At 74.5% G+C, this 19,718-nt stretch carries 17 protein-coding genes; 15 read left to right on the top strand and 2 right to left on the bottom strand.

The annotated features are described in order from the left end of the window. Window positions 1-88 precede the first annotated feature (88 nt). Window positions 89-1,582, bottom strand: coding sequence for a PHB depolymerase family esterase (locus FB00_RS09950; RefSeq protein ID WP_197088790.1), 1,494 nt, complete (start codon window positions 1,580-1,582; stop codon window positions 89-91). A 259-nt stretch (window positions 1,583-1,841) separates the two neighbouring features. On the opposite strand from FB00_RS09950, the gene FB00_RS09945 reads away from it, so the two are divergent. The 14 genes from FB00_RS09945 to FB00_RS09880 all read left to right on the top strand — a co-directional run bounded on the left by FB00_RS09945 (window position 1,842) and on the right by FB00_RS09880 (window position 16,563). Then, window positions 1,842-3,056, top strand: a complete 1,215-nt coding sequence (locus FB00_RS09945; protein ID WP_047232755.1) for a substrate-binding domain-containing protein — start codon at window positions 1,842-1,844, stop codon at window positions 3,054-3,056. A 1-nt stretch (window position 3,057) separates the two neighbouring features. Next, window positions 3,058-3,834, top strand: coding sequence for an ABC transporter ATP-binding protein (locus tag FB00_RS09940; protein ID WP_047232754.1), 777 nt, complete (start codon window positions 3,058-3,060; stop codon window positions 3,832-3,834). Next, window positions 3,831-4,607, top strand: coding sequence for an ABC transporter ATP-binding protein (locus FB00_RS09935; protein ID WP_047232753.1), 777 nt, complete (start codon window positions 3,831-3,833; stop codon window positions 4,605-4,607). Before FB00_RS09940 ends, FB00_RS09935 begins: the two co-directional genes overlap by 4 nt. Then, window positions 4,604-5,479 carry a branched-chain amino acid ABC transporter permease gene (locus FB00_RS09930; RefSeq protein ID WP_047232752.1) on the top strand — a complete coding sequence of 292 codons (876 nt, stop codon included), beginning with the start codon at window positions 4,604-4,606 and terminating at the stop codon, window positions 5,477-5,479. The genes FB00_RS09935 and FB00_RS09930 overlap by 4 nt, the downstream gene beginning before the upstream one ends. After that, the gene (locus FB00_RS09925; RefSeq protein WP_082141184.1) at window positions 5,476-6,633 is read left to right on the top strand and encodes a branched-chain amino acid ABC transporter permease; all 1,158 of its coding nucleotides are present in this window, start codon (window positions 5,476-5,478) and stop codon (window positions 6,631-6,633) included. The genes FB00_RS09930 and FB00_RS09925 overlap by 4 nt, the downstream gene beginning before the upstream one ends. Further along, complete coding sequence (locus FB00_RS09920) at window positions 6,630-8,246, top strand: class I adenylate-forming enzyme family protein (protein ID WP_047232751.1); 1,617 nt, start codon at window positions 6,630-6,632, stop codon at window positions 8,244-8,246. Before FB00_RS09925 ends, FB00_RS09920 begins: the two co-directional genes overlap by 4 nt. Beyond that, window positions 8,243-8,941 (top strand): TetR/AcrR family transcriptional regulator, encoded by a 699-nt coding sequence (locus FB00_RS09915; protein WP_047232750.1) that lies wholly within the window; start codon window positions 8,243-8,245, stop codon window positions 8,939-8,941. Before FB00_RS09920 ends, FB00_RS09915 begins: the two co-directional genes overlap by 4 nt. Then, window positions 8,938-9,714 carry a 3-hydroxybutyrate dehydrogenase gene (locus FB00_RS09910; RefSeq protein ID WP_047232749.1) on the top strand — a complete coding sequence of 259 codons (777 nt, stop codon included), beginning with the start codon at window positions 8,938-8,940 and terminating at the stop codon, window positions 9,712-9,714. The genes FB00_RS09915 and FB00_RS09910 overlap by 4 nt, the downstream gene beginning before the upstream one ends. Next, entirely contained in the window at window positions 9,711-10,772 is a 1,062-nt protein-coding gene (locus FB00_RS09905; RefSeq protein WP_047232748.1) for an alpha/beta hydrolase, read from the top strand. Before FB00_RS09910 ends, FB00_RS09905 begins: the two co-directional genes overlap by 4 nt. Then, window positions 10,769-11,653, top strand: a complete 885-nt coding sequence (locus FB00_RS09900) for a CoA transferase subunit A (protein ID WP_047232747.1) — start codon at window positions 10,769-10,771, stop codon at window positions 11,651-11,653. The genes FB00_RS09905 and FB00_RS09900 overlap by 4 nt, the downstream gene beginning before the upstream one ends. A 3-nt stretch (window positions 11,654-11,656) precedes the next feature. Then, on the top strand, window positions 11,657-12,361 hold the full coding sequence (locus tag FB00_RS09895) for a CoA transferase subunit B (RefSeq protein WP_269430002.1): 705 nt from the start codon (window positions 11,657-11,659) through the stop codon (window positions 12,359-12,361). Then, complete coding sequence (locus tag FB00_RS09890) at window positions 12,358-13,509, top strand: alpha/beta hydrolase (protein WP_082141183.1); 1,152 nt, start codon at window positions 12,358-12,360, stop codon at window positions 13,507-13,509. Before FB00_RS09895 ends, FB00_RS09890 begins: the two co-directional genes overlap by 4 nt. Continuing rightward, entirely contained in the window at window positions 13,506-14,735 is a 1,230-nt protein-coding gene (locus tag FB00_RS09885) for an acetyl-CoA C-acetyltransferase (RefSeq protein ID WP_047232746.1), read from the top strand. The genes FB00_RS09890 and FB00_RS09885 overlap by 4 nt, the downstream gene beginning before the upstream one ends. Before the next feature lie 67 nt (window positions 14,736-14,802). Further along, the gene (locus FB00_RS09880) at window positions 14,803-16,563 is read left to right on the top strand and encodes an alpha/beta hydrolase (RefSeq protein ID WP_197088789.1); all 1,761 of its coding nucleotides are present in this window, start codon (window positions 14,803-14,805) and stop codon (window positions 16,561-16,563) included. Between the two features lie 11 nt (window positions 16,564-16,574). On the opposite strand, the gene FB00_RS09875 is transcribed toward FB00_RS09880, so the two are convergent. Next, the gene (locus tag FB00_RS09875) at window positions 16,575-18,068 is read right to left on the bottom strand and encodes a helix-turn-helix transcriptional regulator (protein ID WP_047232745.1); all 1,494 of its coding nucleotides are present in this window, start codon (window positions 18,066-18,068) and stop codon (window positions 16,575-16,577) included. A 180-nt stretch (window positions 18,069-18,248) separates the two neighbouring features. On the opposite strand from FB00_RS09875, the gene aceA reads away from it, so the two are divergent. Then, window positions 18,249-19,664, top strand: a complete 1,416-nt coding sequence (aceA, locus tag FB00_RS09870; RefSeq protein ID WP_269430001.1) for an isocitrate lyase — start codon at window positions 18,249-18,251, stop codon at window positions 19,662-19,664. The last annotated feature ends 54 nt before the right edge of the window (window positions 19,665-19,718 follow it).

Below are 19,718 nucleotides of genomic sequence, written 5' to 3'. Positions count from 1 at the left end.
TGCCCCGGGCCGCCGAACCCGGGGTCGTGGGCGAGGCAGCGGCCCAGCTCGCCCGTATCCCCGGGTTCGGCGCTTGGGGGCTTCCTGCTCAGCAGGTCGTCGCGACCTCGTAGCGGCCGGGCGCCGTCTCGCGCAGCGTCGTGACCGTCGCGTCGCCCTGCCCGAGGTACGCGAGCGAGCCCACCGCGTAGTACGGGTTGTACGGGTTCACGCCGTAGGAGATCGCGCGGCCGGCGGCCTGGTGCTGGGCGTTCGTCGCGGTCCCGCACCACGGCCCGCTCGGCGCCTGGACCGTCACGGTGACCTGCGCCGTCGTCGCGTTGTCCGCGGCGTCCACCGCGCGCGCCGCGACGACGTGCGTGCCCGCACCGAGCGCCGTCGTGTCCCAGTCGTACGCGTACGGGGCGGTGCGCAGCGTCGCGAGCGCCGCGCCGTCGACGCTGAGCTCGACCCGGTCCACGCCGCGGTCGTCCGACGCCGCGACCCCGACCCGGACGGTCCCGGTCACGGTCGAGCCCGCGGCCGGCGACGTGATCGTGACCGTCGGGGCGACGACGTCCGGGTCCGGTCCCGTGCCGGGCTCGCGCTCGACCCGGCGGTTGTTCGCGAACAGGAAGTCGGTGAGGTACGCCGGGTAGTCGATGCTGTTCGTCGCGACGTACGACCCGCCCGGGCCGCCGCCCGCGGGCCACGCGTGGGCGAGCCCGGTGTTCCGGACCAGCGAGACGCGCGGACCGTCGGCGTCGGACCACAGCGAGCCGGAGCCCGCGGTGTTCGCCCCCGCGAGCCCGGCGAGCGAGAACGACGACGTGGTCCCGGCGCCGTAGAGGTCCGCCATGACCTGGGCGTTGAGCGTCCCGTACCCGGTCGCGACGGTCGTGTCGGCGCTCCCGAAGACGACGGACGTCACCTGCGAGCCGAAGTCCGCCGCGTGCGTCCCGGCGAACGTCCGGCACGTCGAGCGCGCCTGCGCGAGCGTCGTCGCGACGCTCCCGATCTGGCCCGACGTCGTCCCCACGGTCGGCCCGGCCGCGATCCCGACGCCGGCGAACACGTCGGGTGCGAGGCAGCCCATGACCATCGCCTGGCCGCCGCCGGACGACAGCCCGCTGACGTAGACCTGGTCCGGGTCGATGCCGAGCGAGGTGTCGGCGAGCAGCGCCGAGACGAGGTCGAGCAGGTTGTCGTCGTGCCGCGCGGGGCTCGTGCGGCTGTGGTTCGTGTCGTAGTAGTCCCAGCAGCCGAGCAGCACGCCGCCGTTCGGAGCGGCGGGGACCGCGACGACCATGCCGTGGTCGTCGGCGGCGTCGGCCCAGTTGCCCGCGTTCTTGAGCACCTGCGAGGTCTGGACGCAGCCGTGCAGCGAGATCATGAGCGCCCGACCGCCGGGGAGGGGCGGCGCGGTCGTCGGCCGGTACAGCTCGACCGTCATGCCGCCCGCCGAGCGCTGGGACCAGGAGCCCGCCGCGGACGCCGGGGTCGTGACGAGCGGCGCGAGCACGACGGCGAGCGCCGTGCCGAGGGCGAGCGCGGCCGCGGACCGGCGGGCGCGGCCGCGCCGCCTGAGGGAGTGCCTGACCATCTGAACCTCCACGTCGAGGTCGGGTCGCCGTCAGCGCGGGACGCGCTGCGGCGCGCACCGTTGCGCGCCGGACCCGGGCGGACCGGACGTTACGTGTGACCTGAATCACCTGTCAACATCTCTTCGTGAACCTCGTGGCCGGATCGTGACCGGCGCGGGTTGACACCGCGTCGGTCGCGGACCCATGATTCCCGCAACCTGAATCGCCTCTCATGTTTGAGCGGCGCTCCCCCAGGACCACCCAACGAAGGGCGAAGTCATGCGGACGAAGAAGTCCCAGCGGCCGGCACTCGCCGTCGCCGCGCTCGCGGCCGCGAGCCTCGTGCTCGCCGCGTGCGCGCCGACCGACGCGACCGGCGGCGACACCACCGGCGGCGAGAGCAGCACGAGCGCCGACCCGGTCGACGTCGGCATCATCTACTCCAAGACCGGGCCGCTCGCGGCCTACGGCGAGGCCTACTACGAGGGCTTCCAGGCTGGTCTCGACTACGCGACCGACGGCACGGGCGAGGTGGACGGCCGCCCGGTCAACGTGACGTTCCACGACGACGGCGGCGACCCCGACAAGGCGGTCGGCCAGGCCAAGGACCTCATCGGCAAGGGCTACCAGATCCTCGGCGGCACGGTCGTGTCCGGCGTCGCGCTCAAGCTCGCGGAGCAGGCCGAGCAGAACAAGGTCCTCTACATCTCCGGCCCGGCCGCGGTCGACGCGCTCACGGGCATCAACGACTACACGTTCCGCTCGGGCCGCCAGTCGCTCCAGGACGTCGCGACCGCGGGCACGTTCGTCGACCCCGACGGCGCGAAGGTCGTCGTCTTCGCGCAGGACAACGCGTTCGGCCAGGGCAACCTCGCCGCGGTCGAGGCGGTCCTCGGCGCGCAGGGCGCCGAGGTGACGAGCGTGCTCGTGCCCGAGGACGCGACGGAGTTCACACCGTTCGCGCACCAGATCGTCGACGCCGCGCCCGACCTCGTGTTCGTCGCGTGGGCCGGGGCGACGTCGGGCGCGATGTGGCAGGGCCTCGACCAGCAGGGCGTGCTCGACTCGACGACGGTCGTCACCGGCCTCGGTGACGTCGCGACCTACGGCGCGTACGGCGGCGCCGCGAGCAAGGTCGACTTCCTCAACCACTACTTCCCGGGCGCCGCGGGCACCGAGGTCGAGGCCGCGATGCTCGCGTCGGTCGAGGAGGCCGGAAAGCAGGCGGACCTCTTCACGCCCGACGGCTTCGTCGCGGCGCAGATGATCGTCCACGCGATCGAGGAGGGCGGCGACGACGTCGACGCCATGGTCGACGCGCTCGAGGGCTGGAGCTTCGAGGGCCCCAAGGGCACGACGACGGTCCGCGCGTCCGACCACGCGCTGGTCCAGCCGATGTACCAGGTCAAGCTCGTGGCCGACGGCGACGCCTGGGTGCCCGAGCTCGTCACCGAGGTGCCGGGCGAGGACGTCGCGCCGGCCGAGGCGGGCTGACGTGGGCGAGCCGCACACCCGCCCCGCGCTCGAGGTCCGCGACCTCGGCCTCCAGATCGGCGGGGCGCGCATCCTCGACGGCGTGAGCATCGCCGTCGGGCGGGGCGAGATGCTCGGGGTGATCGGGCCGAACGGTGCGGGCAAGACGACGCTCTTCAACCTGGTCTCGGGGATCCACCGCCCGACCAGCGGGTCGGTGCTCCTCGAGGGCGCGGACGTGACGACCACCTCGGTGGCCGCGCGCGCCCGCGCCGGGCTGGGCCGCACGTTCCAGACGTCGAGCCTGTTCCCGCGCCTGAGCGTCCGGGAGAACGTGCGGCTCGCCGCGCAGGGGCGCCTCGGCGGCGCCCTGTCCGTGCTGCGCTTCCCGCGCCGCGGCGACGCCGCGACGCGGGAGGCGGACCGGCACCTGGAGACCGTCGGTCTCACGCGCCGCGCCGACGTCGCGGCCGGCGACCTGTCCCACGGCGACAAGCGCAAGCTCGAGATCGCGGTGCTCCTCGCCACGGAGCCGCGCGTCGTGCTGCTCGACGAGCCCATGGCGGGCGTGTCGTCGGCCGACGTGCCCGGCCTCGTCGAGGTCATCCGCGACCTGCACGCGACCGGCTGCACGGTGCTCATGGTCGAGCACCACATGGACGTCGTCCTGGGGCTCGTGGACCGCGTCGCGGTCATGCACCACGGCGAGCTGCTCGCGTGCGACACCCCCGACGCCGTCATGGCCGACCCGACGGTGCAGAGCGCCTACCTGGGCGTCACGGCAGGAGAGGCAGCATGAGCGCCGCCAGGAACGACAGCGACCGCACCGGAGCGACCGGCGTGCCCGTCCTTGAGGTGCGCGGGCTGTCCGCGCGCATCGCGGGCCAGCAGGTCGTCGAGGACGTGACGTTCTCCGTCCCGGCCACCGGAGTCACGGCGGTGCTGGGACGCAACGGCGTCGGCAAGACGTCGACCCTCAAGGCCGTGCTCGGCCTGATCGAGCGCCGGGGCGAGGTGCTGCTCGCCGGCGAGCGCGTCGACGGCGAGCGCACGGACAGGATCGTGCGGCGCGGCGTCGGGTACGTGCCCGAGGACCGGGAGGTGTTCGCCGGGCTCACGGTCGCGGAGAACCTGCGGCTCGCCGAGCGCGACGCCCACCCGCGCCGCGAGCTCGTCGCGGAGCTCTTCCCGGACCTCGTGCAGCGCGCCGCCCAGCGCGCGGGCACGCTCTCGGGCGGCCAGCAGCAGATGGTGTCGCTCGCGCGCGCCCTGCTCAACGCCAACCGCTTGCTCCTCGTCGACGAGCCGACCAAGGGCCTCGCGCCGCGGATCGTCGGCGAGGTCGCGGACGCGCTCGCGGAGGCGGCGCGCACCGTGCCGATCCTGCTCGTCGAGCAGAACCTCGAGGTCATCGAGCGGCTCGCCGAGCGCGTCGTCGTCATCGACGCGGGCCGCGTCGTGCACACCGGTCCGGCGCGCGAGCTCCTCGACGACCCCGACCGCGTCCAGCAGCTCCTCGGCGTGCACGCCGAGGTCGACCACCACGGAACCGAAGGGGCGGTGGCCCGGTGAGCACGATCGTCCTCCTCCTCGTCACGGGGCTCGGCCTCGGGGCGCTGTACTTCCTCGTCGCGTCGGGCCTGTCGCTCATCTACGGGCTCATGGGCGTCCTCAACTTCGCGCACGGCTCGTTCCTCACGCTCGGCGCGTTCGGCGGCTGGTTCGTCGCGCGCTCGCTCGGCGCGGACTCGTGGGGCGTGTTCGCCCTCTCGCTGCTCGCCGGCGCGATCGTCGGGGCGGGCGCCGCGGCGCTCACCGAGCTGCTGCTCATCCGCCCCCTCTACGAGCGGCACATCGAGCAGGTGCTCGTCACGGTCGGGCTCTCGCTCGCCTCGGTCGCGCTGTTCGAGGGCATGTGGGGATCGGACCCCGAGTTCATCTCCGGGCCCGCGTGGCTCAAGGGCACGACCGACCTCGCGGGCGCGCCGGTGCCCAACGACCGGTTCGTCGCGATCGCCGCGGCGGCGCTCGTGCTCGGCGCGATCGTGCTGTTCCTCAAGCGCACCCGCTACGGGCTCATCATCCGCGCGGGCGTCGAGAACCGGTCCATGGTCACCGCGCTCGGCATCGACGTGCGCAAGGCGTTCACGCTCGTGTTCGCGGTCGGCGGCGCCGCCGCGGGCCTCGGCGGGGTCCTCGCCTCGCAGTACTTCGGCTACGTCTCGCCGCACCTCGGCGGGTCGCTGCTCATCTTCGCGTTCATCGTCACCGTGATCGGCGGCCTCGGATCGCTCACCGGCGCCGCGGTCGCCTCCGTGCTCGTCGCGGTCCTGCAGCAGTTCGCGAACTACTACCTCGGCTACGGCGACCTCATCGTGGTGCTGCTGCTCGCGCTCGTGCTCCTCGTCCGTCCCACCGGCCTCCTCGGGAGGGCAGCCGCATGACCACCCAGACCGCTCCCCCGGCCTCGGCCGCCCCGGCCGACGACGCACCGCGCGCCGACCGGCCCGCCCGCCGGACGCCGTCGGGCACGCTGGTCCGCACGCTCGCGGGCGTCGCGCTCGTCGCCCTGCTCGCGTGCCTCCCCCTGCTCGCGATCCACGTGCCGGGCGTCCTGCCCGGCCCGACGTACACCCCCGGCGCGCTCCAGATGATGGCGCTGTGCTGGCTCATCGGCGCGCTCGCGCTGAGCTACCACCTGCTGTTCGGGGTCGCGGGGCTGCTGAGCTTCGGCCACGCGCTCTACTTCGCCGCCGGCGTCTACGGGCTCGCGATCGTGCTCGACACGACCGAGATCCCCCTCCTTCCCGCCGCGGCGCTCGTGCTCGTCGGCGGCATCGTGCTCGCCCACGTCGTCGGCGCGATCTCGCTGCGCGTCACCGGGATCTCCTTCGCCATGGTCACGCCCGCGTTCGCGCAGGCCGGCAACGTGCTCGTGCGCCGCAACCCCGGCGGGGCGACCGGCGGCGAGGAGGGCCTCGCCCTCGCGACCGGGAACGTCCCCGACGCGTTCGTCGGGGTGCTCAACACGCGCAACCTCTACTGGCTCGCGCTCGCCGTGCTCGTCGGCGTCTACCTCGTCGTGCTGTGGGTCGAGCGCTCGCGCGCCGGTCACGTCGCGGCGGCGACGCGCGAGAACGAGATGCGCGTCCGCGTCATCGGCGGGCGCCCCTACCTGGTCAAGCTCCTCGTGTTCGTGCTCGCGGCGACGCTCGCCACGGTCGTCGGCATGGCCTACCTGCTGCTCCAGTCCGGGGCCGTACCGCGCGCGACGTCCGCGGACTTCACGCTCACGCTGCTCGTCATGGTCGTGCTCGGCGGCGTCGGGTCCCGATGGGGCGCGATCGTCGGCGGCGTGCTCTACACGATCCTCGACCAGCGGCTCGGGACGCTCGCGGGCTCCGCGACCGTGGCCGACCTGCCGGCCGTCCTGCGCGTGCCGCTCAGCGAGCCCCTGTTCCTCCTCGGGACCCTCTTCATCCTCGTCGTGATGTTCCTGCCCGGCGGGATCGCCGGCGCCGCGTCGCGCCTCGCCGCGCGCCGCCGCCCGCGGGAGGATCGGGAGGGAGCCCGCGAGCGCCTCGAGGAGGTGGCATGACGACGACGCAGCACCGGCCCGGCGCGCAGGACGGCCTGCACACCCTCGGGCGCTGGACGCGCGACCGCGCGCTCGCGACGCCGGACCGCGTCGCGGTCGACGACCGGGGCGTGACCCTGCGCTACCGCGACCTGCACGAGCGCGCGAGCACCCTGGCGGCCGCGTTCCGCGAGGCGGGGTACGGCGTCGGGGACCGCGTGGCCACGGTGACGGGCAACAGCGCCGACCAGGTCGTGCTGTTCTTCGCGTGCGCGCAGGCGGGACTGGTGCTCGCGCCGCTCTCGTGGCGCCTGTCGCCCGGCGAGCTCGCGGCCCAGCTCGAGCAGGCCGACCCCGCGCTCGTGCTCGTCGAGCAGGAGTTCTCCGCGCTGGCCGACGCCGCCCTGGACCGGCTCGTCCTCCCGCCGCGGCGCACCGAGCTCGGCCGCAGCGGCGTCGAGGCGCGGGTCCCCGCGCCGTCGCGCCGCCCGCGGCTGACCGAGGGCGCGCGTGGCGCGAGCGGCGCGGACCGGGCCGCGGTCGCGCCCTCCCCCGAGCGCCGGCATGTGCGCGACGACGACCCACTGCTGCTCGTCTTCACGTCCGGGACCCAGGGCGCGGCCAAGGGCGCGCTGCTCACGCACGCGAACTGCTTCTGGACCAACCTCTCGCTCTCGCGCACGGTCGAGCTCACGAGCCACGACGTCGTGCTGAGCGTGCTGCCGCAGTTCCACGCGGGCGGCTGGAACATCCAGCCCCTGCTCGCGTGGTGGACCGGCGCGACGGTCGTCCTGGAGCGCACGTTCGAGCCCGAGCGCGTGCTGCAGCTCGTCGCCGAGCGCCGCGTCACGACGATGATGGGCGTCCCGACGAACTACCTGCTGCTCGCCGAGCACCCCGGCTTCGCGGACGCCGACCTGTCGTCGCTGCGGCACGCCGTCGTGGGCGGCGCACCCATGCCCGAGCCGCTGCTCCGCACGTGGCACCGGCGCGGCGTCGCGCTGTCGCAGGGGTACGGGCTCACGGAGGCGGGTCCCAACGTGCTGTGCCTTCCCGACGACCAGGCGCGCGAGCGCATCGGGTCGGCCGGGACGCCGTACCCGCACGTCGAGGTCGCGGTGGCCGACCCGGTGACGGGCCAGCACCTCGACGGGCCCGCGTCCGGCGAGCTGCTGGTCCGCGGCCCTGGGGTGTTCGACGGGTACTTCCGCGACGACGCCGCGACGGCCGCCGTCCTGCACGACGGCTGGCTGCGCACCGGGGACCTCGTCGAGCGCGACGCCGACGGGTACTACCGCGTGGTCGACCGGATCAAGGACGTCTTCATCGTCGGCGGCGAGAACGTCACGCCGTCCGAGGTGGAGGCCGTGCTCCGGCGTCATCCGGGTGTCGCGGACGTCGCGGTCGTGGGCGTCCCCGACGACCGGTGGGGCGAGGTCGGCGCGGCGTTCGTCGTCCCGCGCCAGGGCTGGCCCACCGACCCCGAGGACCTGGAGGCGTTCTGCCGCCGCGAGCTCGCGCACTTCAAGGTCCCTCGCCGCTTCGACCTCGTCCCGTCCCTGCCCCGCACGTCGCTGCACAAGGTGTCGCGCCGCTCGCTCGTCGAGCGCGTGACCGTCCCGGAGGACTCATGAGCACCCAGCCCCGCACCGCCCGCGGCAACCGCACGCGGGCGAAGATCCTTGCCGCGGCCGAGCAGGTGTTCGCCGAGGTCGGGTACCACGACGCGTCGATCGTGAAGATCACCGAGTCCGCGGGCGTCGGGCAGGGCACGTTCTACCTGTACTTCGAGTCGAAGATCGACGTGTTCGACGAGCTCGTCGACGACCTCAACCGCCGCGTGCGGCACGCGATGATCGAGGCGAGCTCGCAGACGACGACGCGCCTGGCCGCCGAGCGCGCGGGCTTCGAGGCGTTCTTCCGCTTCACTGCCGAGCACCCTGCGCTCTACCGGATCGTGCGGCAGGCCGAGTTCGTCTCGCCCGGGGCGCTGCGCCGCCACTACGCGCGCATCGTCGAGGGCTACATGACCGGGCTCGACAAGGCGCGCGCGAACGGCGAGGTCGGCCCCGACGTCGACCCGGAGGTCGCCGCCTGGGCGCTCATGGGCATCGGCGAGATCGTCGGGATGCGCTGGGTGCTGTGGGGCGGGCGCTGGGACGAGGGCGCGGAGCCGCCGTCGTACGACACCGCGGCCGCCGAGGTCCCCCCGCACGTGTTCGAGCAGACCATGCAGTTCATCGAGCGCGCGCTCGCCGCGCCGCGGACCGCTCCACCGACCGGGACCGGGCCCGCCACCTCGACCGACACCGAAGGAGACGCGCGATGACCGTCCCCGCCACCGTCCCCGGCACCGCTCCGACCCTCGCCGGGCGCCGCGCGCTCGTCACGGGCGGCGCGAGCGGCATCGGCGCCGCGTGCGCGCGCGAACTCGCCGCTCGCGGCGCGCACGTGACCGTCGCCGACGTCGACCCCGACGGCGCGAAGCGCCTCGCGGACGAGCTCGGCGGCGAGGCGTGGGTCGTCGACCTCGCCGACACGCGCGCGCTCGACGCCCTCACGCTCGACGTCGACGTGCTCGTCAACAACGCGGGCGTGCAGCGCGTGAGCCCCATCGAGGACTTCCGCCCCGACGACTTCCGCCTGCTCCACGCGATCATGCTCGAGGCGCCGTTCCTGCTGGTCCGCGCCGCGTTGCCGGGGATGTACGCGCGCGGGTTCGGTCGCGTCGTCAACGTCTCGTCCGTGCACGGCCTCGTCGCGTCGCCGTTCAAGTCGGCGTACGTGTCCGCGAAGCACGGCCTGGAGGGTCTGTCCAAGGTGACGGCGCTCGAGGGCGGCCCGCACGGCGTGACGAGCGTGTGCGTCAACCCCGGGTACGTGCGCACGCCGCTCGTGGAGAAGCAGATCGCCGACCAGGCGCGCGTGCACGGCATACCCGAGTCCGAGGTGCTCGCGACCGTGCTCCTCGCCGAGTCCGCGGTGAAGCGGCTCGTCGAGCCGGAGGAGGTCGCGTCGCTCGTCGGCTGGCTGACCGGCCCGGACGCGTCGATGGTCTCGGGGGCGTCCTGGACGATCGACGGCGGCTGGAGCGCCCGGTGACCGCGGCGACGACCGCGCCGGACGACGTCACCGCCGCGACCCACACCTACGCGACGCTCGACGTCCCCGTCGCGGGCGGGCGGCTGCGCGTCGGCGTGTGGGACCCGGTCGGTCCGCACGCACCCGAGCCCGGCGCCCGGCCCGACGGCGGCGCGCCCCCCGCGCCCGACGCCGTCCCGACCGTCCTCGCCGTGCACGGCATCACGGCGTCGCACCGCGCGTGGCCGGCGGTCGTCGCGGCCCTCCCGGGCGTGCGCGTCGTCGCGCCCGACCTGCGGGGGCGCGGCCGGAGCAACGCCCTGCCCGGCCCGTACGGCATGGGCGCGCACGCCGACGACCTCGCCGCGGTGCTCGACGCGCTGGGGATCGGGAGCGTCGTCGCGCTCGGGCACTCGATGGGCGCGTTCGTGTCGGTCGTGCTCGCGCACCGCCACCCCGGCCGCGTCTCCCGGCTCGTGCTCGTCGACGGCGGCATCCCGCTCCCGCCGCCCACCGGGCTCGCGCCCGACGCGACGCACGACGAGGTCCTGCGCGCCCTGCTCGGCCCCGCCGTCGAGCGACTCGAGCGCACGTTCGCGGACCGCGAGGAGTACCGCGGCTTCTGGCGCGCGCACCCCGCGTTCGCGAGTGCGTGGGACGAGCCCTGGGGCGACGTCGTCGCCGGGTACGTCGACTACGACCTCGTCGGCGAGGCGCCCGCGCTGCGCCCGGCGTCGTCCGGGACTGCGGTCTCGGCCGACTCGCTCGAGCTCTACGAGGGCGGCCCGCTCGCGGACGCGCTCACCGGCGACCGCCCGCTCGACGTGCCGCTCGTGCTGCTGCGCGCGCCGCGCGGCCTGCTCGACGAGCCCGACGCGCTCTACTCCCCCGAGCACCTCGCCGCGTGGCGCGAGCGGCTGCCGGGGCTGCGCACCCGCGACGTAGCGGGTATCAATCACTACACGATCATCATGAGCCCGCCCGGCGTCGAGGCCGTCGCGGGCGAGACCCTGCGAGCCCTGGCCGCCGTCACGAGCGGCGGACCCGGACCGGCGAGTGACGAGGAGGTCACGGCATGAGCCCCACGATCGCGTCCCCACGAGGGACCGGGCTGGACAAGGTGGTCGCGTCCGCGGCCGAGGCCGTCGCGGACGTGCCCGACGGCGCGTCGCTCGCCGTCGGCGGGTTCGGCCTGTGCGGCAACCCCATCGCGCTCATCGAGGCGCTGCTCGCGCAGGGCACGCGCGACCTGTGGGTCGTGAGCAACAACTGCGGCGTCGACGACTGGGGTCTGGGCGTCCTGCTCGGGGCGGGCCGCATCCGCAAGATGACGAGCTCGTACGTCGGGGAGAACAAGGAGTTCGAGCGGCAGTTCCTCTCGGGCGAGCTCGAGCTCGAGCTCACGCCGCAGGGGACGCTCGCCGAGAAGCTGCGCGCCGGCGGCTCCGGGATCGCCGGCTTCTGGACGCGCACGGGCGTCGGCACGCAGGTCGCCGAGGGCGGCCTGCCCCAGCGGTACGACGGCGCGGGCGGCGTGGCGCAGGCCAGCGCGCCCAAGGAGGTGCGCACGTTCGGCGTGGGCCCGCGCGGCCGCGACGGGTCGTACGCCGACGAGGCCGAGTTCGTGCTCGAGGACGCGATCGCCACGGACTTCGCGCTCGTGCACGCCCTGCGCGGCGACCGGCACGGCAACCTCGTGTTCCACCGCTCGGCGCGCAACTTCTCGCCGCTCGCCGCGATGGCGGGCCGCGTGTGCGTCGCCCAGGTCGAGGAGCTCGTCGAACCCGGCGACATCGACCCCGACGAGGTGCACCTGCCCGGCGTGTTCGTGCACCGCGTCGTCGAGGTCGGCCCGGACGCGCCCAAGCGCATCGAGCGCCGCACCGTGCGCCCGGCCGCCGCGACCGACCAGCACACGCCCGCGTCGTCGGGCACCGCGACCAGCACGAAGGAGGGCTGAGCCGTGCCGCTCACCCGTGACGAGATGGCCGCGCGCGCCGCGCGCGAGCTCCAGGACGGCTGGTACGTCAACCTCGGCATCGGCCTGCCGACGCTCGTGCCCAACTACGTGCCGGAGGACAAGCACCTCGTGCTCCAGTCGGAGAACGGGATCCTCGGCGTCGGGCCGTACCCGACCGAGGACGCCGTCGACCCCGACCTCATCAACGCGGGCAAGGAGACTGTCACCGTCCTGCCGGGCGCCGCGTTCTTCGACTCCGCGCTGAGCTTCGGCATGATCCGCGGGGGCAAGATCGACGCCGCGATCCTCGGCGGCATGCAGGTCTCCGAGACGGGCGACCTCGCCAACTGGATGATCCCCGGCAAGATGGTCAAGGGTCCCGGCGGCGCGATGGACCTCGTGCACGGGGCGGGCCGCGTGATCGTCCTCATGGAGCACGTCGCGCGCGACGGGTCGCCCAAGCTCCTGTGCTCGTGCTCGCTGCCCCTCACCGGGCGGGGCGTCGTGCATCGGATCATCACCGATCTCGCGGTGATCGACGTGACGCCCGACGGCCTCGTGCTGCGCGAGACCGCGCCCGGCGTGAGCGTCGACGACGTGCGCGCCGCGACCGAGCCCGACCTCGTCGTCGCGCTCGACGACGCCCCGCTCGACGTCGCCGACGCCGGTCCGGGGCCGTCCACGCAGGCCGCCGGGACGCCGTCGTGACGCGCGACGTGCTGCGCCGCGACGTCCCAATCCCGCGCGGGCGCGAGCACGTGCGCGAGGTCGTGGCCGACGGCGACGTGCGGGCCACGGTCCTGCTCGTGCACGGCAACTGCTCGTCGTCGGCGTTCTTCGACCCGCTGCTGCGCGCGCTCCCCGCCGACGTGCGCGGCGTCGCCGTCGACCTGCGCGGGTACGGCGACGCCGAGGTCCGGCCCGTCGACGCGACGCGCGGCGTGCGCGACTACGCGGAGGACGTCGCGGCGGTCGTCGACGCGCTCGACCTCGCGCACCCGCTCGTCGCGGTCGCGCACTCCGCCGGGGCGGGGGTCGTGCTCCAGCTCGCGATCGACCGGCCCGACCTGTTCGACGCGGTCCTCCTCGAGGCGCCCATGTCGCCGTACGGGTTCGGCGGCACGCGCGACGTGGACGGCACGCCGCTCTCGGCCGACTTCGCGGGCTCCGGCGGCGGGACGGCCAACCCCACGTTCGTCGCGGCGCTCGCCGCGGGCGACCGCAGCGAGGACGCCGGGTCGCCCCGCGACGTGCTGCGCCGGTTCTACGTCGCCGACCCGGCCTCGCTCGGCGAGCCGCTCGGCGCCCTGGAGGAGCTGCTGCTCGACTCCGTGCTCTCGACGCGCACGGGCGACGGCAACTACCCGGGCGACCGGACGACCTCCGACACCTGGCCCGGCGTGGCCCCCGGGACGCGCGGCATGAACAACGCGATCAGCGCGCGCTACTGCGACCTCTCGGGCTTCGCCGCCTCGGGCGCCACGGCGCCCGTGCTGTGGGTGCGCGGCGACGCCGACGCGATCGTCTCGGACGCGTCGCTGTTCGATCTCGCGCAGCTCGGCGCGCTCGGCGCCGTCCCCGGCTGGCCGGGCGCCGAGACGCACCCGCCGCAGCCGATGGTCGCCCAGACCCGGGCCGTCCTCGACGCCTACGCCGCCGCGGGCGGGCGGTACCGTGAAGAGGTGCGGCCCGGCGTCGGGCACAGCCCCCACCTCGAGGAGCCGGACGTGTTCCTCGGGCTCCTGCTCGGGCTCGTGGACGACGCCGTCGCCGGCACGACCACCGTACGAGCGGGCACCACACCCCCGGCGCCCGCGCAGACACCGCCGTCCGCACCCCTGGAGGTCCAGCCGTGAGCACCACCACCCCCGTCTCCCCCGATGTCTCTCCCGCCGCCCGCCCGGACGACGTCGTGATCGTCGCCGCAGCCCGCACCCCGCAGGGGCGGCTCAAGGGCTCGCTCGCCGCGCTGACCGCGGTCGAGCTCGGCGCCGTCGCCGCACGCGCCGCGATCGAGCGCTCGGGCCTCGGCGCGGACGCCGTCGACGCCGTGGTGTTCGGCCAGGTGCTCCAGGCCGGGGCGGGGCAGAACCCCGCGCGCCAGACGGCCGCAGGCGCCGGCATCGGCTGGGACGTGCCCGCCGTGACGGTGAACAAGGTGTGCCTGTCCGGCCTGACCGCCGTCATCGACGGGACGCGGATGATCCGCTCCGGCGAGGCCGAGGTCGTGCTCGTCGGCGGCCAGGAGTCCATGACCAACGCGCCGCACCTGCTGCCCGGCTCGCGCGCCGGGTTCGCGTTCGGCGACGCGACGCTCGTCGACGCCGTCGTGCGCGACGGGCTCACCGACGCGTTCGACCGCGCCTCCATGGGCGTCTCGACCGAGCGCACCAACAGCGGCGACGTGTTCGTGTCGCGCGAGGAGCAGGACGCCGTCGCGGCGGCCTCGCACCAGCGCGCCGCGGCCGCGGCGAAGGACGGCCTGTTCGACGCCGAGCTCGCGCCCGTGAGCGTCCCGCAGCGCCGAGGCGAGCCGGTCGAGGTGCGCGACGACGAGGGCGTGCGCCCCGACACGAGCGTCGAGGGCCTCGCGCGCCTGCGACCCGCGTTCGACCCCGAGGGCACCATCACCGCGGGCAACGCGTCGCAGATCTCCGACGGCGCCGCCGCGCTCGTGCTGACGACCCGCGCCCGGGCCGAGTCCGCGGGCGCGCCCGTGCTCGCGACCGTGCGGGCCTGGGGCCAGGTCGCCGGCCCGGACACGTCGCTGCACTCCCAGCCCGCGCGCGCGATCCGCCAGGCCCTCGACCGGGCCGGGTGGACGGTCGAGGACCTCGACCTCGTCGAGATCAACGAGGCGTTCGCGACCGTCGTCGCGGTGTCCACGCGCGTGCTCGGCGTCTCGCCGGACGTCGTCAACGTGCACGGTGGCGGCATCTCGCTCGGCCACCCCATCGGTGCGTCCGGTGCCCGCCTCGCGGTCCACGCGGCGCACGAGCTCGCGCGCCGTGGTGGCGGGCGCGTCGCCGTCGGGCTGTGCGGCGGCGGGGGCCAGGGCGAGGCGCTGCTCCTGGAGGCCTGACCGCCCCTCGGCGAGGCCGCGGCCAGTTCGAGGGGACGGTTCGAGGCGCCTCGCCTACGCTCGCGATGTGCAGCCCACCGTGACGGAGACCCGCGCCCCTGAGCCCGTCGACGAGGAGCGGCCCCGGCACGGCGTGTGGGGGCGGTGGCTGCGGCGGTTCTCGGCGACCGGTCTGGTGCTCGCGCTGCTGTGGTTCTGCCTGTCGTTCACCCCGTCGCTCATCCCGCGCGCCTGGTACTACCAGGCCGTGATCTCGGGCGTGAGCGCGGTCGGCGGGTACGGCGTCGGGGCGTTCGTCGAGTGGTTCGCGGTCAAGGTCGGGCTGCGCATCCGGTGGACGGCGCGCGCGAGCCGGGTCGCGTGGTGGGTGCTGGCCGGGGCGACCGTCATGCTCGTGCCCCTCTCGCTCGTCCTCGGCGCGCGCCGCCAGATCGAGCTGCGGCACCTGTTCGGCATGTCCGAGGACGTGCCCGGGCGCGAGGTCGTCACGATGCTCGTGGCGCTCGCCGTCGCGCTGCTCGTGCTCCAGGTCGGCCGTGGTCTACGGCGCCTCGCGCGCTGGCTCAGCCTCGTCGTCGACAACGTCGTGCCCGCGCCCGTGGCCCGGTTCGTCAGCGGCGTCGTCGTCGCCGTGGTCGTCGTCCTGGTGTTCAACGGCGTCATCTGGTCGGGTGCGCTCAGCGCGCTGAACTCGATCTACGCGACCGCGAACGCCGACGTCGACCCGCGCTTGTCGCCCCCCGTCCAGCCCGAGCGGTCCGGGTCGGACGCGTCCCCCGAGACGTGGGGCTCGCTCGGCGCGGAGGGTCGCAAGTTCGTCGTGTCCGGCCCGACCGTCGACGAGCTGAGCGCGTTCGCCGAGGCGGGCGACGTCGTCGACCCCGCGGACGTGCGCGAGCCGATCCATGCCTACGCCGGCCTCGATCCCGACGGCGACCTCGACGCCACGGCGGCACGCGTCGTCGACGAGCTCGACCGCACCGACGCGTGGGACCGGTCGGTCCTCGTCGTCGCGACCACGACCGGGACGGGTTGGGTCGACCCGGGCATGGTGGAGGCGCTCGAGCTCATGCACGGCGGCGACACCGCGATCGCGAGCATGCAGTACTCCTACCTGCCGAGCTGGATCAGCTTCGTCGGCGACCGGTCGACCCCGCCCGCGGCCGGCAAGGCGCTGTTCGAGGCGGTGTACGACCGCTGGTCGGAGCTCCCCGAGGACGACCGCCCGCGGCTGCTCGCGTTCGGCATCTCGCTCGGGTCGTTCGGGATGCAGGGCGCGTTCAGCGGCGTGCAGGACGTCGAGGCGCGTTCCGACGGCGCGATGTTCACCGGGACGCCCGGGTTCACGCCGATGTGGCGCGAGCTCACCGACGCGCGGGACCCCGGGTCGCTCGAGTACGCCCCCGTGCTCGACGACGGCCGGCAGGTCCGGTGGGGCGATCCCGTCGCGACCGGCGTCGCAGACCTCTGGGGTCCTGGCCCGCGCTGGGACGAGCCGCGCGTCGTGTACCTCCAGCACGCGTCCGACGGTGTGACCTGGTGGGGACCGGAGACGCTGTGGTCCGAGCCGGACTGGCTCCGCGAGCCGCGCGGCCCGGACGTGCTGGGCGACGTGCGGTGGTACCCGTTCGTCACGTTCTGGCAGCTCACGGGCGACCTGTTCGTCGCGGCGGCGTCGGACATCCCGGCGGGCCACGGCCATGTCTACAAGCTCGAGTACGCCGACGGCTTCGCCGCCCTGCACGCTCCCGAGGGCTGGTCGGACGCCGACACCGCGCGCCTCAAGGCCGCGATGGACGCTCCGACGCAGGGCGGCTCGATCGGCTGATCCGCCCGGTCTCACCGGGGCGCGTGCCGGTCCAGGAACGCGTAGACCTCGGTGGTGTCGACGCCCGGGAACGCACCGGTCGGCATCGCGGCGAGCATCGACGCGTGCGGGCGGGCGCTCGGCCACGACTGCCCGGCCCAGCGGTCGGAGAGCGCGTCCGGCGGGCGACGGCAGCACGCGCCGTCGGGGCAGCGGGAGACCAGGCGCTCGGTCGTGTCGCGGCCGAGGAACCACTTCACGTGCGCGAACGGCACGCCGACGCTCACCGAGAACTCGCCGTCCGCCGAGGCCTGGACCCGCGACGTGCACCAGTAGGTGCCGCTGGGGGTGTCCGTGTACTGGCTGAACGGGCTGAGCCGGTCCTCGACCGCGAACACCGTGCGGGCGGTCCAGCTCCGGCACACGTACTGGCCCTCGACGGCGCCGAGCGGGTCCGCCGGGAAGCGCACGCCGTCGTTCTCGTACGCCTTGTGGATGACGCCCGACTCGTGGACCTTCATGAAGTGCACCGGGATGCCGAGGTGCTTCGTCGCGAGGTTCGTGAACCGGTGCGCGGCCGTCTCGTACGACACCGCGAAGGCGTCGCGGAGGTCCTCGATCGAGATCTCGCGCGCGTCCTTCGCGGCCCGCAGCGCCTTGACCGCGTGGCGCTCCGGCAGCAGGAGCGCCGCCGCGAGGTAGTTGGCCTCGACGCGCTGGCGCAGGAACTCGCGGTAGTCGCGCGGTTCCGCGTGCCCGAGCACGTGCGGCGCGAGCGCCTGGAGCAGCGCCGACGTCGCGTTGGACCGCCCGCGCATCCCGTTGCTGGGCAGGTAGACGCGCCGGTGCCGCAGGTCGAGCACCGAGCGGGTCGAGTGCGGCAGGTCGCCCACGTAGTGCAGCGTGAAGCCCAGGTGGGCGGCGATGTCCGCCGCGACGCGCTGGGGCAGCGGGCCGCCCGCGTGCCCGACGCCGTCGAGCAGCTCGGCCGCCGCGTCCTCGAGCTCGGGGAAGTAGTTGTCCTGCGCACGCATGGTCGCGCGCAGCTCCGCGTTCGCGCGGCGCGCCTCCTCGGGCGTCGCTGCGCGCTCGGTGTGCAGCCGCTGGAGCTCGCGCTCCAGCGCGACGATGGTCTCGAGCGCGTCCGTGGGCAGCGACTTGCCGACCCTGACCGGGCGCAGCCCGAGCGCGTCGAAGAGCGGGCCGCGCTGCGCGCGCTCCAGCTCGATCTCGAGCGCGTCCCGGCGTGACGGCGCCTCGGGCGACAGCAGGTCGTCGAGGCTCGCGCCGAGCGCCCGCGCGACGGCCTGGAGCTGGGCGAACTTGGGCTCGCGCTTGCCGTTCTCCAGGAGCGACACCTGGGACGGCGCGCGGCCGATGGCGGCGCCGAGCTCGTCGAGCGTCAGGCCCCGCGCCGTGCGTAGGTGCCGGATCCTGCGACCGATCGTCAGGGCGTCGGGCTCGCTCTCGAGCGGGATTTCCGCATGTTCCGCGATTCCGGCCGGTCGCGTCGTCGGGATAGCCATGACTGAGAGTGACACGCGCCGCTCCTTCCGCACAAGAGAAGAAGTGCAGTTCTTTCGCTCGATCTGGCTTGAGACGGGGTTGTCAGCGGGAGGAAGGTCGAAGCACGGACCTCGCCGAGGTCCACCGACCGGCCCGTCCGGTCCGCGCAGCGCGGACCGGCGCACCACCAGGAGGCACCCGTGAACAGGCCCACCATCGTCAGCCGCCGCTCCCCGTCCGAGTACGCGGGCGGCGCCCGTCCGCTCGGCGCCGTCGCGACGACGGCGGACGTCGCGGGCCGCACCCCGGATCGCGCCGCGAGCGACAGCCCGCGCCCCGGCGACCAGACCCAGACCGCGGCGGAGATCGCCGAGCAGTGGGCGACCGACCCGCGCTGGGCCGGCCTCCAGCGCGACTACACCGCGGAGGACGTCGTCGCGCTGCGCGGCTCGGTGCGCGAGGAGCACACGCTCGCGCGTCGCGGGGCCGAGAAGCTCTGGGAGCAGATCCACACCGAGGAGTGGGTCGCCGCGCTCGGCGCGTTCACCGGCAACCAGGCCGTGCAGCAGGTGCGCGCGGGCCTCAAGGCCATCTACCTGTCCGGGTGGCAGGTCGCGGCCGACGCCAACCTGTCCGGCCAGACGTACCCCGACCAGTCGCTCTACCCCGCCAACTCCGTGCCCGCCGTCGTGCGCCGCATCAACAACGCGCTCCTGCGCGCGGACCAGATCGAGACGGCGGAGTCCGGTGCGCCGACACGTGACTGGCTCGCCCCGGTCGTCGCCGACGCCGAGGCCGGGTTCGGCGGCCCGCTCAACGCGTACGAGCTCATGCACTCGATGATCGCCGCCGGCGCGGCGGGCGTGCACTGGGAGGACCAGCTCGCGTCGGAGAAGAAGTGCGGCCACCTCGGCGGCAAGGTGCTCGTGCCCACGAGCCAGCACATCCGCACGCTCAACGCCGCGCGCCTCGCGGCCGACGTCGCGGGCGTGCCGTCCGTGATCATCGCCCGCACGGACTCGCTCGCCGCGGACCTGCTGACGTCCGACGTCGACGAGCGCGACCGCCCGTTCCTCACGGGCGAGCGCACCTCGGAGGGCTTCTACCGCGTGCGCCCGGGCCTCGACGCGGTCGTCGCGCGCGGCCTCGCGTACGCGCCGTACTCCGACCTCATCTGGGTCGAGACGGGCGAGCCCGACCTCGAGCTCGCGCGCACGTTCGCCGAGACGATCCACGCGCAGTACCCGGACAAGAAGCTCGCCTACAACTGCTCGCCGTCGTTCAACTGGAAGAAGCACCTCGACGACGCCCAGATCGCGAGCTTCCAGAAGGAGCTCGCCGCGATGGGCTACGCGTTCCAGTTCATCACGCTGGCCGGCTTCCACGCCGTCTCGCACTCCATGTTCGAGCTCGCGCGCGGCTACGACGAGCGCGCGATGTCCGCCTACGTCGAGCTCCAGGAGGCCGAGTTCGCCTCCGAGGCCGACGGCTACACCGCCACCCGCCACCAGCGGGAGGTCGGCACCGGCTACTTCGACCGGGTCGCCACGGCTCTCAACCCCGACGCCGCCACCCTCGCGCTCGCCGGGTCCACCGAGACCGCCCAGTTCCACTAACCCTCCCTCCTCCCGCGAGATAGAACCCGCGCGCCCGAGATAGAGCTCGCAGCG

Origin of the sequence: Cellulosimicrobium funkei (assembly GCF_001019615.1) — a bacterium.
GTDB classification, from domain to species: Bacteria; Actinomycetota; Actinomycetes; order Actinomycetales; family Cellulomonadaceae; genus Cellulosimicrobium; species Cellulosimicrobium cellulans_E.
This window is presented reverse-complemented; position numbering and strand designations above follow the sequence as displayed.